This is a genomic window from Chitinophaga sp. Ak27 (assembly GCF_012726295.1).
In the GTDB taxonomy this organism is placed as follows: domain Bacteria; phylum Bacteroidota; class Bacteroidia; order Chitinophagales; family Chitinophagaceae; genus Chitinophaga.
In genome coordinates this window covers 362,709-375,978 of record NZ_JABAOB010000001.1, presented here as the reverse complement: position 1 = coordinate 375,978, position 13,270 = coordinate 362,709, and the positions used below count along the sequence as shown (strand labels likewise).

11 protein-coding genes are annotated in these 13,270 nt (G+C 48.8%); 5 read left to right on the top strand and 6 right to left on the bottom strand.

The window, feature by feature from the left end; translation table 11 throughout:
• Window positions 1–9: 9 nt before the first annotated feature.
• A complete protein-coding gene (locus tag HGH90_RS01490; protein WP_145673573.1) occupies window positions 10–330 on the top strand; it encodes a NirD/YgiW/YdeI family stress tolerance protein in 321 nt (106 codons plus the stop codon).
• Window positions 331–339: 9 nt separating this feature from the next.
• On the opposite strand, the gene HGH90_RS01485 is transcribed toward HGH90_RS01490, so the two are convergent.
• Entirely contained in the window at window positions 340–1,317 is a 978-nt protein-coding gene (locus HGH90_RS01485) for a sulfite exporter TauE/SafE family protein (protein WP_169190204.1), read from the bottom strand.
• Between the two features lie 178 nt (window positions 1,318–1,495).
• Here HGH90_RS01485 and HGH90_RS01480 point away from each other — a divergent pair, with 178 nt between their 5' ends.
• Together HGH90_RS01480 and HGH90_RS01475 are read left to right on the top strand one after the other, a co-directional pair.
• Entirely contained in the window at window positions 1,496–2,782 is a 1,287-nt protein-coding gene (locus HGH90_RS01480; protein WP_168765680.1) for a hemolysin family protein, read from the top strand.
• A 10-nt stretch (window positions 2,783–2,792) separates the two neighbouring features.
• Window positions 2,793–3,656, top strand: a complete 864-nt coding sequence (locus HGH90_RS01475; RefSeq protein WP_168765679.1) for a pirin family protein — start codon at window positions 2,793–2,795, stop codon at window positions 3,654–3,656.
• Between the two features lie 57 nt (window positions 3,657–3,713).
• On the opposite strand, the gene HGH90_RS01470 is transcribed toward HGH90_RS01475, so the two are convergent.
• Window positions 3,714–3,968, bottom strand: coding sequence for a hypothetical protein (locus HGH90_RS01470; RefSeq protein ID WP_168765678.1), 255 nt, complete (start codon window positions 3,966–3,968; stop codon window positions 3,714–3,716).
• Window positions 3,969–4,227: 259 nt separating this feature from the next.
• Between HGH90_RS01470 and HGH90_RS01465 the strand changes: the two genes are divergently transcribed.
• The gene (locus HGH90_RS01465; protein ID WP_168765677.1) at window positions 4,228–4,401 is read left to right on the top strand and encodes a hypothetical protein; all 174 of its coding nucleotides are present in this window, start codon (window positions 4,228–4,230) and stop codon (window positions 4,399–4,401) included.
• A 26-nt stretch (window positions 4,402–4,427) separates the two neighbouring features.
• Window positions 4,428–5,024, top strand: coding sequence for a PliI family lysozyme inhibitor of I-type lysozyme (locus HGH90_RS01460; protein ID WP_168765676.1), 597 nt, complete (start codon window positions 4,428–4,430; stop codon window positions 5,022–5,024).
• A gap of 123 nt (window positions 5,025–5,147) precedes the next feature.
• On the opposite strand, the gene HGH90_RS01455 is transcribed toward HGH90_RS01460, so the two are convergent.
• The 4 genes from HGH90_RS01455 to HGH90_RS01440 form a co-directional block, all read right to left on the bottom strand.
• The gene (locus HGH90_RS01455) at window positions 5,148–6,740 is read right to left on the bottom strand and encodes a beta-N-acetylhexosaminidase (RefSeq protein WP_169190203.1); all 1,593 of its coding nucleotides are present in this window, start codon (window positions 6,738–6,740) and stop codon (window positions 5,148–5,150) included.
• Window positions 6,741–6,806: 66 nt separating this feature from the next.
• Window positions 6,807–9,689 carry a DUF4132 domain-containing protein gene (locus HGH90_RS01450; protein WP_168765674.1) on the bottom strand — a complete coding sequence of 961 codons (2,883 nt, stop codon included), beginning with the start codon at window positions 9,687–9,689 and terminating at the stop codon, window positions 6,807–6,809.
• 20 nt (window positions 9,690–9,709) lie between these two features.
• Complete coding sequence (locus HGH90_RS01445) at window positions 9,710–10,849, bottom strand: VWA domain-containing protein (protein ID WP_169190202.1); 1,140 nt, start codon at window positions 10,847–10,849, stop codon at window positions 9,710–9,712.
• A complete protein-coding gene (locus HGH90_RS01440) occupies window positions 10,839–13,208 on the bottom strand; it encodes a DUF5682 family protein (protein ID WP_169190201.1) in 2,370 nt (789 codons plus the stop codon). Before HGH90_RS01440 ends, HGH90_RS01445 begins: the two co-directional genes overlap by 11 nt.
• Window positions 13,209–13,270 lie beyond the last annotated feature (62 nt).

The window sequence follows — 13,270 nt, the reverse complement described above, 5'->3', positions numbered from 1 at the left end:
TTTAGTACTATGAAAAGCTGGTTGTTGGGTTTGTTGCTTCCCTTTGCCCTGGTACAGGATAAGACCTATACTGTGGGAGAGGTGATGCGTAATGCCCGGCGGTTGCATAACGATAGCACTACCGTGCAGCTCATCGGCTATTTCACCAAAAAGTTGAATAACAATAACTACGTGTTTGAAGACCGGACCGCAGAAATCCACGTGAATGTGCCTCCTAAATTCCTGCCTGAACGCCCGCTGAGCGATAGAGAAGCGGTAACGATTAAAGTATGGGTGGAATATGAAATGGATAAACCCATTACATTAACAGTTAACCAGCCAATTAATTAACGGGGAGGGCTATATGATTTTTCCCAGAAAGGTATAAATGCTCTTCATACTCACCAGGATCACAATCACTGCCACGGCTACCATAATGGTTTTAGCGGAAATTTTATTGGATACGCGGGCTGCAATGGGAGAAGCAATGGCGCTGCCCAATACGAGACCCAGTACGGCATCCCAGTGTACGTGCGAAAGCACAGTAACAAATGTGAGGGAACTGAGCATGGCAATGAAAAAGCGGGTAGCCTTTACCGTGCCTAAAGAAAAGCGGGGATGCCTGCCACCGGCAATGAGCGAGGATAATACGATAGAACCCCAGCCTCCGCCGCCAATAGCGTCTATAAATCCGCCACCAAATCCCAGGAAACCAATACGTTTTATCTTGTTAGTCACTACCTTTCTGCGTTGCGCCTGAATAGCCCGTTTCAGGATTACGGTTCCGAGGATCAGGGTATATAAGGATACCAGGGGTTTGGTATACTGTGCATAATGTTCGAGCGACGACAACAGGTAAGCCCCGATCACCGCACCGGCAATGCCCGGTAATATCAGGAGTTTAAAGAGCTTTTTGTTGATATTTCCCATCCTCAGGTGCATCCAGCCGGCAATACCACAACTCAGGATCTCCGAAATATGCACCGCCGTACTGGCCGATGCCGGCGGTATCCCCATCGACAGCGAAAAGGTAGTTGACGTAATGCCATACGACATGCCGATGGCGCCATCAATCATGGCAAAAATAAACCCGGCTATGAGGAAATAATAGAAAGTAGGAGGGACATCTTCTACATACACGCGAAAGTCGGGCGACTGCCACCAGGCAATGCCCAATCCCGTTACCAGGAGCAGTAATCCGGCCAATCCGTATATCCAGCGCTGTTTTCTCAGCGTACTGTTTTCGGTATTGATGCCGTTTTCTTTTGGCGCTACCGCCTTCGATTCCGCTATGATATTGGCTGCAGGGGCAACCAGGGTAGTAGTATCTTTCTCCATTTTTTATGATATGCCTGCCTTAATTCACCACAAAATACATAAACTCTATGAAATAAGTAGACTATTTGAAAAAAAATACCTCCCCGGATCATCAATAAAGAAGTTATTCATAAAATAGCAACAACGTATAAAAATTGATTTACCTATATTTGGGGTTGCGAACCAATTTACGAACTACATGCTTTGGCAACTTTTCTGGACCATTATATTAGTGCTTTTAAACGGATTCTTTGTAGCGGCGGAATTTGCCATTGTCAAAGTACGCTCTTCCCAGATCGCCAGTAAAGGCGGCGCAGGCAAGAGAACCACCGCAGCGGCCAAAAGTATTTTAAGTAACCTGGACGGGTACCTGGCAGCTACCCAGCTGGGCATCACCCTGGCTTCCCTGGGGCTGGGCTGGGTGGGCGAGTCCGTGATGACTACCATCGTACTCACGGTAATGGATAAACTGGGTATCCATATCGCCGAATCTGCCGTACATGTGATTGCAGTAGCTATCGCCTTCACTATTATCACCATCTTACATATCGTTTTCGGAGAACTGGCCCCTAAGTCAATGGCCATCCGTAAGCCATTACCCACCACGCTGGTGGTAGCCGTTCCGTTAAGAGCGCTGTTCGTCATTTTCCGTCCTTTTATATGGATGCTCAACGGCTTAGCCAATAGTATCCTCCGCCTGATCGGCATTACCCCGGCGGGAGAGTCTGAAATTCATTCCGAAGAAGAGCTGAAGCTGATTATCTCTGAAAGCCAGGAGGGAGGCGCTATCGAAGAAACAGAACGGGAGCTGATCCAGAACGTATTTGAATTCGATGACAGCCGGGTTAAGGAAATCCTTACTCACCGCAAAGATATTTCCGCGCTCGACATTAACCTGCCGCTGGCTGAGCTGATAGACCAGGTCATCCGTGATGGCTATTCCCGTTACCCAGTTTACAGTAACTCCCTCGATCACCTCCAGGGCGTGGTATATACCAAAGATGTGGTAAAAGGCATGCATGAGAAAACGCTGGTCAACATTAAAGATATCATGAAGCCAGTATTTTATGTACCGGACAGCATGAAAATCAAAGACCTCCTGCGTACTTTCCAGCTACAACGCCTGCAGATGGCTGTTGTAACCAACGAATTTGGCGACACGGAAGGGATTGTAACCATGGAGGATATCCTGGAAGAACTGGTAGGAGATATCCAGGATGAACACGACCATGAGGCGCCTATCGTGGAGCAAAAAGATGATAACTTTATCGTTAACGCACACGAATACCTGGCCGATATCAACGAGCTGCTGCCTTACCCGCTCCCTGAAAGTGAACATTATGAAACACTTTCCGGTTTAATCAATTACATACATGGTAATATCCCCCGTGAGGGAGAAGTGATCATAATCGAAAACTACGAAGTGCTGATCCTCAAGATGTTCCGTAGTTCAGTGGAAAAAGCAAGATTGAAACTGATCCGTTAAAATAGTTTTTATGGAGAAGAAGATACTACACGTGCTGGAAGGACGTGAAAAACACATTACCGATACCGAAGTTGTCAGGCAATCGCTGCCTACTATGCAATTCCGGTTTGCCAGCCCGTTTATCGTCGTACATCATATGCCGGTAAAATATTTTGCCCCGGGATCGCCGGAAGACAGGCTGCATCCGCATCCACACCGCGGTTTTGCCCCGGTTACCTTTATGCTGCAGGGCCAAGGCTTCCACCGCGATAATGCCGGCAATGCTATGACGGTGACCGGAGGGGACGTACAGTGGATGTTTGCCGGTAAAGGCATCCTCCACAGTGAAGGTCCCTCTCCCGAATTTCTGGAAAAGGGCGGTAACTATGAACTGTTACAACTATGGTTTAACGTACCCGCCGCCAACAAGGGCGAGAATCCCTGGTACCAATACATTAAAGGCTCGGAAATGCCCGCCGTGGCGGTAAAGGAAGGCGTACACCTTACGCTGGTGGGTGGCGACTACGAAGGCAAAAAGGGCCCCCTGAAAAACTATACACCCATTACAGCTATCTGGGGAAAGGTAGATGCCCGTAGCGAAGTAACATTAACAGCAACATCGGGCTATTGGACTTTATTATACGTGATAGATGGGAAAATAAATGTAAACGGAACGGAGGTTACCGGGTATCACCTGGTAGTGTTTGATAAGGAAGATGCGGCCCGCGATATACATATTACCGCTGCTGAGGATACCCGCCTGTTATATCTCTGCGCCGAACCTATCAATGAACCGGTAGCCGCAAAAGACAACTTCGTGATGAATACGGCAGAGGAAGCGGACCAGGCAATAGCAGACTATAAAAACGGCTTATTCGGTACCCTGGAAAAATAAAATACTCCTGGCAAAGGGCCAGGAGTACTGTACGATAACCATCTATCTTACTTATTCTTATTGAACGCTATCTTTCTTGGGTCTCCAGGTTGTATCCTTTCCCATTCCTTTTCCTTTTTTCTTCCAATCCTTCTTTTCAGGGTGATGCTTTTTAGGCATGGTATCCACCGACTGACGCAGAGCGTCTTCGGAAATAACGCTACCGTTAGTTGCTATCGGAGCGGCCTGTGCTGCATAGTCAGGATTTCCCTTAAAGAAAAAGAGCAGCATCAGTATTACGACAAGGCCAATAGTGGCAGGCAGGTTTTTCATAATGCTAGTATTTTTTGTTCATGAAAGTGTAGACAGATATCTTGCCAAATACCTTCCGGTTTGAGCTAATCAATTGAACATATTTAAGTTATACTTTATTTCAGCTAACCCTGCCACCGCTGTTAACTGTGGATATTGCCCGTCAATCAGTGGAACACGGGTAACACGATTATTCCCACAAACACCCCATAGCCGGGAAAAGGAGTAGGGCACTGCTTTTGTGTCGCATAGGATATTGTTTACTTTAAATCTATTTGCTATGAAGAACGTGAATAGCGCCAACAACCAGCGAAACAAACAGCCCCATTTACCCAAGCCGGAGATCAGGGACCATCTCGATAGCCGTAAGAATGAAGAACAGGAGTTTAAAGGGAATGACATGACTCACAACAGTAAAGACACCAAAGCTCAGAAACACAAAAAACAAGGATGATGTACAGCAAAATAACAATGGGCTTCATGATATTGGTTGTTCTTTTTTCCTGTAACAGCCCCCTGCAAAACAAAAAGGAGCGGGCAGAGCATGATTCCGCCAACGCCGCCCCCGAGGGGAATGCGCCGGAAGAAGAAAAGACGGCAGCGAAAGATACCACCTATGAAGGGTATCATATCAGGGTCCGCACAGAAGGGACTACCAACATCAGAAACCTGGTGCTCATCGTCACTGATAAAAAGGACTCCACCCGGCAAGACAGCGTAATGGAACGTGATATCAAAGGAACGCTGAAAGACCTGATGATAGCGGACCTGGATAAAGATGGCAAACCGGAAATTTATTGCTCCACCTTGTCAGGAGGCTCGGGCCATTATGGGAAAATATATGCTTATAACCTGGGCAATAAAATAACCAGCATCAATACCGATGCTATCGATACTATGGAGCTGCCCTCCTACAGAGGAGAAGACACTTTTTATATAAAAGGAGACAGGCTGGTACGTAGTTTCCCGGTATACAAACCAGATGACCCGGAAGCACGTACCGCCAATACAAAAGGCATGTTGTTATATTATCCAAAGCGGCTACAGGATACGATTAGAATGGTACAACAGCCGTAGGAAGCGGAATGCTTAAAGCAGAAAGCAAAAAGCTATTGTAGCAAATGATATTAGCGAATATTCATAAATCGCATTGGTCAATCGCTGCAATAGCTTTTTGCTTTCTGCTTTAGGCTTTCCGCTCTATTTGTTATAACCAATAGCTGCTTTGTCCCAGCGGGTATAGAAGTACTGTAACGCCTGCTGAAACTGGGTGAAATTTTTATTGGCTGTCTGGCTCCAGCCATCTTCGGCATAGGCAGCCAATCGCGGAAATACCTGGCGATTCATAGATTTTACATCGGGTATCCATTCTCCCCACATCTGGCAACCGGTACCCAGTATCTGCGCATGGTATTTAGGATCTAATCCGGCAGGAATAGGATCGAAATTATACGCCTTTTCCAACGAGATATCCTGGTAACTGTAGTCCAGGTAGGTGAGTGCATGATAGGAGTTCACCACATCATATCCTTTAGACACTGCGTCGTTGATCAGTTTCAGGTCGCCTTTCCAGAATTGTACAATAGTTCCTGGCGCCAGCTTTTCGGTTACTGTATTGTCTTTGCTGTCGGTATATTCATGCAGTTTGCTGCCCATGATTTCATTCCAGCCCGTCATCCTGCGATTTTTTCCCGCCAGGTAATTGGAAATGCTGTTGGTAAAGGCTATTTGCAGGTCGGCCGGGGAACTGAGATGATGTGCTTTCATATAGGCATTCACACCAGGATCTGCCTTCCATTGATCGTATCTTACCTCGTCGCTACCAATATGAATGACTTTAGAGGGGAATAAGGTAATCACTTCCTGTAATACATCCTGCAGGAAGGCAATCACTTTGGGGTCAGATACGTTGAAAACATCGTAGTGCACGCCGAAGGAGGTGGGTACTTTGATGGCCTGGTGGGTGGTGCCCAACCAGGGATAGGCGGCAATGGCGGCGCTGGAATGGCCCGGCATTTCTATTTCCGGTACCACCGTAATATGCCGGTCGGCCGCGTATTTGATAATTTCTCTGATCTGCTCTTGGGTATAATAGCCTTCATGGACTTTGCCGTCAAATACTTTACTGTTCCAGGTGCCTATCTGTGTAGAGTCGCGTTTGCCTCCCACCTGTGTCAGCAATGGATACTTTTTGATTTCTATACGCCAGCCCTGGTCATCCGTCAGGTGCCAGTGAAATACATTCATCTTCAACAAGGCCATTTCATCCAATAGGCGCTTAACGGTTTCTCCGCCTTTGAAATAACGGCCTTCGTCCAGCATAAAAGCTCTCCAGCCAAAGCGTGGCTTGTCTTTAATGGCAACGGCATTTATCGTATGTACGTTACCGCTGGTGGCGATGAGTTGGCGCAGCGATTGGGTACCATAGAAAATACCGGTATTAGTGGCAGCGGTAATGTCCACGTGATCAGGGCTTACCTGCAACTGGTAGCCTTCTTCTCCCAACTCTTTTTTAAGGGAAGGATTGAGGGTAAGGCGGATGTAATTGTTTTTTGCGCTGGGCTTCAGCGGGAGTGCCAGACTATAACTCTCCTGTAGCGCCTGTGCCAGGAGGTTGGCCTCGCCGGCGCTCTTGCCAACAATGATGGCAGTGGCGCCGGACAATGTAAAGGTGCCGGTTAAGGTTTTTACTTCCGACGGCTGTGGAATAATATTAATGGCATGCCCCGGAGTGGTGCGTGCCGATAGCAACAGCAGGAGCGCGCCTGCCAGCGTGGAACGTAGTTTTGACATACAGCAATTTTAATTGTTCACTTGATTAACCGTGATAAAATACAAATAAAATTCCGTGATTTAAAACTACGCCTGCCCACGGGACACCGTAATGTCCGTGATCGCTTCTGAATAAAATACCGGCGGCACGTTTTTCAGCAGCAGCAGGCAGTCAGCAGCTTCTTTATCTGTACTGCGGAACCAAGGCTGCGATGCCTTGGTTTTATCAATAAAATACAGCTTGCCCAGCTTAGACTGGAAATGGTCGGCAGCTGAAACACTGCTCATCTCCAGGATCACTTCCAGGTGGTGTACGTCATCTGTTTTGTGCCAGGCATACATAAATTTACTATCGCTGCCCTCGCTCAGTTTCCAACCTTTTTGTTCCATATGGGCATGCCATATCCCGCTTTCCATAGATATATCCTCAAAGTCATGCACCAGCGTGGTATATGCTTGTTGTGGCAACAAGGCGCTTACCGGCCTGTCCAGTTGAGGAAAAACCGGTTCAATACCGCGTTCTGCAAATTTATGCTTCCACTGTTGTAAAGTGGCCGTATCCAGCATCAGGGGATGCAGGATGCGTATACTGGTATTTTCGAGTAGCGTAATCTCTGTATCTACTGCTGTAAGCAGGGCCATATTGTCCTGGCAGTAGAATGGCGTAATCAGCTGGTCCTGCTCATCAAATAATCCCCACAGCAACCGTTTGGCAAATACAAACATTAACGGGTTGCCCAGGAACAGTTGCCGCCATGCGTGGCTGCTCCATTTTCTTTGTATCACCAGGAAATACTCCAGTCGCTGCGACTGCGATTTTACCGCATCGCCAATTTCTTTTGCCAGCAGTTTAAATGATTCTCTCATTTCGCTGGAAGTACCGGTAGGTATAGATTTGAAGCGGCGATTATTTTCGTTGAGATAGCCAGGTTTGAAGTGGTTGTCGATAAATACGCGCCAGGTCTCATTGTTTATTTCCACGTATTTAACCATGCCGGCAAAACCGAAATCGGGGGCAATACGATCTCCCAGTTCATGAATACTGATGCCCAGTTCAGTAGCGGTGCTTTGCAAGGTTGCCGATGCAGCCGCACCTACGGCAGATTTGCGGATACGGTAGCGGCGCGAAAGGAATTCCACAAAGCGTAGCGCATTGGCGCTGCCCTGCATGGCTAATGCAGCAATGCCGTGTTCCGCCATTTTGAAACGCTTGGACTCTATCCAGAAATGCATGGCGCCCTTGAGCTTTTCCACCAGTTGATCATCGCCCAGCATCGCCGCTACGATCAGCAGGTACCGGATGCTGGCATCGCCACCCTGTTGCTGGTACTGCTGAAATAAAGCGGATGCAAATTCCCCGCTGCGGGAACGGTCTATTAAACGCAAGAGGGGCTTCACTTCCATATCAGCACGTACTTCCCTTACCCGCGACATACGGTATAGCAGGAAACGCATCATTTCGATGCTCATCGCCTGACCATCCAGCAAATATAATAATGGCAGGGAAGTGTCATCCAGCCACTTCTCTGCTGGCCGGGAAAGTTTATGCCGTTTTTTGGCGTAAGCTACCAACCGGGTTACTACCGTAAGATCGTCGCCGTCTTCAATGGTTGGATAATTTAATGTTTCCAACATCAGGTCGCGGGCATCATCATTTATTTCTTTCTGCACCGCCTCTTGCAGTAGTGTTCTTGCATAGGTATTATTTAACCTGCACAGGATTTGCACAGCTGTGAGGCGTTGATCCGCTTTTTTATGTTCCAGTAATTCACCCGCTCTTTCCAATGCCTGTGGGTGTTCGGCCAGGATAACGGCTACGAGCGAACGAACAGATTTTAATTTGTGCAAGGTAAACGGCCAGAGTTTGTCCATGTATAACGACACGGGCAACTGGCTCAATGCGGGCAGTACCACCCTGGCATCATAATCGTTGTCCAGCGCCTGCAGCAACAGGCTGACCGCATTTTCTTTCAGCTCATCCGCCAGTACCTGGAAGGTATCAGGGTGCATATAGCGTTTGCTGTTAAGATAATCGCCCAGGTAGGAGAGCACCGCAGGCTGGTCGTATTTCAACAAGTCTTTTATGGCCAGCACTACTGGCGGCGGCATACCGTTATGAGCCGGTGTTGCTATGTGGCTATGAGGCGCTTCCAGGAAATCGTACGCGGCTTTTTTCAACACCGGCACATATTGCTCCGGCAACTGGGCCGCCAACAGGTGGTAGCCCAATAAGGCAGGGGCATATTGTTGGTCTGCTGTGAATGTTCCCGTGACACGGGCCACCAGGTCGGCATATTTCTGTACGTTATTTTGCAGCAATACCCGGCTGAGTTCATACCGGTCTGCCAGCGTATCGCCACGCAGCAACCTGTTTTCCAGGTATTCCATTTCCCTTTCAGGATGGGCTTTTGCCAACAGGCGATAAAACAGGGAGTTCCAGGGTCTGTCTCTCCAGGTATGGAGATATGCATTTACCACATAAGGTGCTGCACTCTTCATCAGGTCCTGTAAAAACTTACGCAGTGGCGTAAACTTCAGTGGCGACAGGTCAAAGTTGTGTCCATCGCCGGAGTAGCTGATCAGGCGGGAGCCTATCTCTTCCGGCGTATAGCCCCGCTGTTGCAGGAAGCTGGTAAAATAACTGAATCGCAGTACAATAGACGAAGAAGTACCCGGCATGTCCATCATGGGTACAATTGTGCGCAGGAACCGGTCCTGGCACCTGGCCCAGGTATTGGGGGCAGAAATAAGTTGCAATACCAGCCGGTCGTTATCATCCCATAGCTCTGGTACCTGCAATAGTGTAATAAATAATCCGGGTGTATCCGCATGTTCATCTGTGAAGATGGGTGGCTGAAAGGTTACACCTGTAAGGAAATCTACCCCGGACCGCAAAGGTTCATTGTTTTCATAGTTAGTCAAGTTCAGTTTTTCAAGCAGAGGTAGTATCGTTTCCTTTTTGTACGGCATAAGGGTATAGATAGATTCAATTATTTTTTCAGCACAATATTTTCTTTTGCGGCCCATTGCGCCACATCTTGTTTACTGAGCGCCATGGCCATCATATCCGGGAATTGGTCCGGAGAGCAGGCAAACACCGGGATGCCCAGTCCTGCGAGGAACTGCGCATTTTCCTGGTCATAACCAGGAGCTCCTTCATCGTTTAGCGCCAGCAAAACGATCACCTGCATACCGGCCGCATGCAGCTCAACAAAGCGTTTCCTCATGCCCATTTCATCGCCGCCTTCCATCAGGTCGGTTACCAGTACCAATACCGTATCGGTAGGGCGGGAAATGATCTGGCTGCAATATTTTAGCGCTGCATTGATATCGGTACCACCGCCCAGCTGCACGCCAAAGAGCAGGTCTACGGGGTCGTTTAGCTCTTCTGTGAGGTCTGCCACCGCGGTGTCAAATACTACCATCTGTGTTTTCAACGCCGGGATGGAGGCCATAACAGCGCCAAAGATACCGGAATATACCACAGATGTTCCCATGGAACCACTTTGATCCAGGCACAATACTACTTCTTTCAGCGCAGAACGCCTCCGGCCGTAGCCTATCAATGTTTCCGGGATAATTGTTTTATAATCAGACTGGTAATGCCGCAGGTTTTTCTGTATCGTCAGGTGCCAGTTGATTTCATGATGGCGAGGGCGATTGTTGCGCGTACTCCTGTTCAAGCTGCCATTAATGGCCTGTTGAGTGGGTTGCGCCAGTTTTTTCATCAGTTCATCCACCACTTTTTTTACCACTAGCCTGGCAGTATCCTTGGTTTTCTCCGGTATTACCCGGCTGAGTGTCATCAGGGTCGCTACCAGGTGTACATCTGTTTCTACGTTCTCCAGCATCTCTTTTTCAAAGAGCATTTGGGTAAGGTTCAGGCGTTTTAGTGCATCCTGTTGCATTACCTGTACTACGGAGGAAGGGAAGTAGTTCCGTATATCCCCCAGCCAACGGCTTACATTGGGCGACGACGGGCCAAGGCCGCCCCGCTTCGTACTGTCGTACAGTGCTTCCAGTGTTTTGTCGATTTGCAGATCCGTTTTATTCAACGAATAAGCGGTGCCGTCATTTTCTGTTCCTCCCAACACCAACCGCCATCTGCGAACCTGTTCTTCATGCTCCATCTGCTAACAATTTTGAGTCAACCAATCCCAGCATTTGCATTATCACCCGTATGCCCTGTTCCCCCCGGGCTGCATCCGTTTCTCCTGTTGCCACTATTTTAATGGCGGTTTCACTACCTCCCCGTTTCACTTTAGCGCCCAGTTTTTTTCTTTCCGGGGCTGTAAAGTTAGAAAAGGTGCGGCGTAATAACGGCAATACCTGGATGAAAATATCATTTTCCAGTTGAGAAACCCAGCTGTACACCATTCCCCAGAGCGATTCGTCCAGTAGCAGCAAGGTGCCGCTGCCTTTGAGGAAGCCTTCCAGCCAGGAAGCGGCTACCGCCGGTGGATTGGCCACCGACATCGCCACACTGAAGCCCTGCAGTAAAGGTTCGCCCCTTAATATCCCGGCATCAAACAACAGGCGGGTAGCATAGCCGGCTATCATGGGGGCGGACTGGCGATTACCGGTAATTGTCTGTAAGGTATTATGCCAGGAACCGGTCAGCGCCGCGTGTTGCAGTAACCCGATGGCATCGTTCATACCATAGAAGAGCTCCAGTAAGGCCAGCGCCGCATCTTCTGTAATGGAAGTGCTGGCGGGGGGTAAACTGATGCAGATACGGTCTATCATGCTCTCAATAATACCATTCACCAGCTCGGCATCTGTTTTACGTACGTTCCCAAATTTGCTGATATTCACCAATGGGGGAATCACCTGCATTAGTTGCAACACATCTGCGGAGGTGGCCGCGAGGTTGTTGATACGATGTATCAGCACGTCTACCACAGCCGGTAGTTCGGCCGGTATGGCCGATTCCAGCATTTGGCATACCTGCTGTAAAGTGCCCGTATGATTGGCTGTATCTATCACATAGTTGGAAGCCGCCTCGGCTACCGTATTTCCCCAACTCCCTTTTTCAATAATGTCAATAGAGTAGGAGGGATCCCATTGCAGGCGCCACTGCTCTTTAAAAGTGCCCTTGCCCGACACCTCGTGCCTGGTTCCCCAACGGATTTCCAATAGTTGTAGCCGGTGCAGGAATATACTGCGTTCCAGGTCATTTTCCTTACGCAGGTCGAGTTGATAATCTTTGAAATCAGCCGTTTGCGGTAGCCGCAGTTTCTTCTGCCATTGCGCAATATCTGATTGCAAAGGAGGAGCCGGCACTTCGTGGGGCACGCTACCAATGCGGTCGCGTATGATCAGTTGATCCCTGATCAGTTGCATCAGCACTGATTCCCCGTTACAAAGCACGCTCAATGTAGCCTCGTTCAGCTCTTCCAGTCCCGGACGGGAATATTGGCGCAGCGCTGCCAGCGCATTGGCCAGCCGTACTGCTTCCATTACATGCGCCACCGAAGTATCCTGTTGTTGTTCCCTGAAGAGTTTCGCCACCAGGGCCATCCAACGGGTACCATCATCGGTGGGATGTTCCCATATGTGTTCATACCAGCCAGGGGAAGGAATGCCTGCACCATAACCGCTTTCATAACTCAAACGGTTATAGGTCCATGGTATCCAGGTGGTAGCCACTTTGGCTTTGGGTAAGCCTTTCAACAGATCGTTGTCTTCTTTTTGCTTAGGCATATTTTGCAGCGCAGGTCCGTGCCAGGCGCCGCAGATGACGGCTATCCGCTGGAACATTTCCTTTTCTGCAGCACGGATACATTTCCGCATCCAGGCTTCCCGCAGTTGTTCTACCTGGTTATCCCGCTGGGGCAACTCTTCCCGGAGCGCCTGCATGGCATCATTTACCGCCTCAAATACCTGTTCCTGCTGCTGCCGGTATTCAAACATATGTTCCCACCATCTTTCTCCATCATCGTAACCTGCGGCCGCCGCCAGGTGGGATATGGGATCCTGCCTCACGGGGAAAGAGATTACCTCGCCATCCGTTGCAGCCTGGCTATCCTGGCGAAGATGCTGCCTGGTTGAGAAGAAAGATTGACGGGCACTGTTCAGCCGTGTTTTTTCATCCCCGTTAGCTCGTATAATATCATCTTCTTGTGCAGGCCCTTCTTCATTAGCTGCCGCTTTCACCGCCGCCTCATTTTCCAGTCCGAATACATGTGCCAGCGGCAGATCCATAAACCGGGCATGGATGCGATGTTCTTTTGCATACAGCATGGCCTGCCATTCGGGTGAAAAAGTGGCAAATGGATAGAAACAGGCTTTCCGGGGATTATCCGGTTGCCAGGCCAGGATGGCTACCGGCGGCTGTAAGTCATCATGTCCTGCCCACGACAGCAGTGCATCGGCTTCAGGAGGTCCCTCTATCAGCACAATATCCGGTTGCAATTCCTCCAGGAATGCTTTCACGTTCCTGGCAGAACCAGGCCCGTGATGCCGGATACCTAAAATATGTACAGACATATGTCTATGTTAGATCGTTAAGTAATGAAGGAAGCAGCAGGCAGAAAGCTAAAAGCTAAAAG

Coding starts and splice junctions, on each gene's coding strand:
- HGH90_RS01490 (WP_145673573.1), top strand. CDS start 10: ATGAAAAGCTGGTTGTTGGGTTTGTTGCTTCCCTTTGCCCTGGTACAG.
- HGH90_RS01485 (WP_169190204.1), bottom strand. CDS start 1,317: ATGGAGAAAGATACTACTACCCTGGTTGCCCCTGCAGCCAATATCATA.
- HGH90_RS01480 (WP_168765680.1), top strand. CDS start 1,496: ATGCTTTGGCAACTTTTCTGGACCATTATATTAGTGCTTTTAAACGGA.
- HGH90_RS01475 (WP_168765679.1), top strand. CDS start 2,793: ATGGAGAAGAAGATACTACACGTGCTGGAAGGACGTGAAAAACACATT.
- HGH90_RS01470 (WP_168765678.1), bottom strand. CDS start 3,968: ATGAAAAACCTGCCTGCCACTATTGGCCTTGTCGTAATACTGATGCTG.
- HGH90_RS01465 (WP_168765677.1), top strand. CDS start 4,228: ATGAAGAACGTGAATAGCGCCAACAACCAGCGAAACAAACAGCCCCAT.
- HGH90_RS01460 (WP_168765676.1), top strand. CDS start 4,428: ATGATATTGGTTGTTCTTTTTTCCTGTAACAGCCCCCTGCAAAACAAA.
- HGH90_RS01455 (WP_169190203.1), bottom strand. CDS start 6,740: ATGTCAAAACTACGTTCCACGCTGGCAGGCGCGCTCCTGCTGTTGCTA.
- HGH90_RS01450 (WP_168765674.1), bottom strand. CDS start 9,689: ATGCCGTACAAAAAGGAAACGATACTACCTCTGCTTGAAAAACTGAAC.
- HGH90_RS01445 (WP_169190202.1), bottom strand. CDS start 10,849: ATGGAGCATGAAGAACAGGTTCGCAGATGGCGGTTGGTGTTGGGAGGA.
- HGH90_RS01440 (WP_169190201.1), bottom strand. CDS start 13,208: ATGTCTGTACATATTTTAGGTATCCGGCATCACGGGCCTGGTTCTGCC.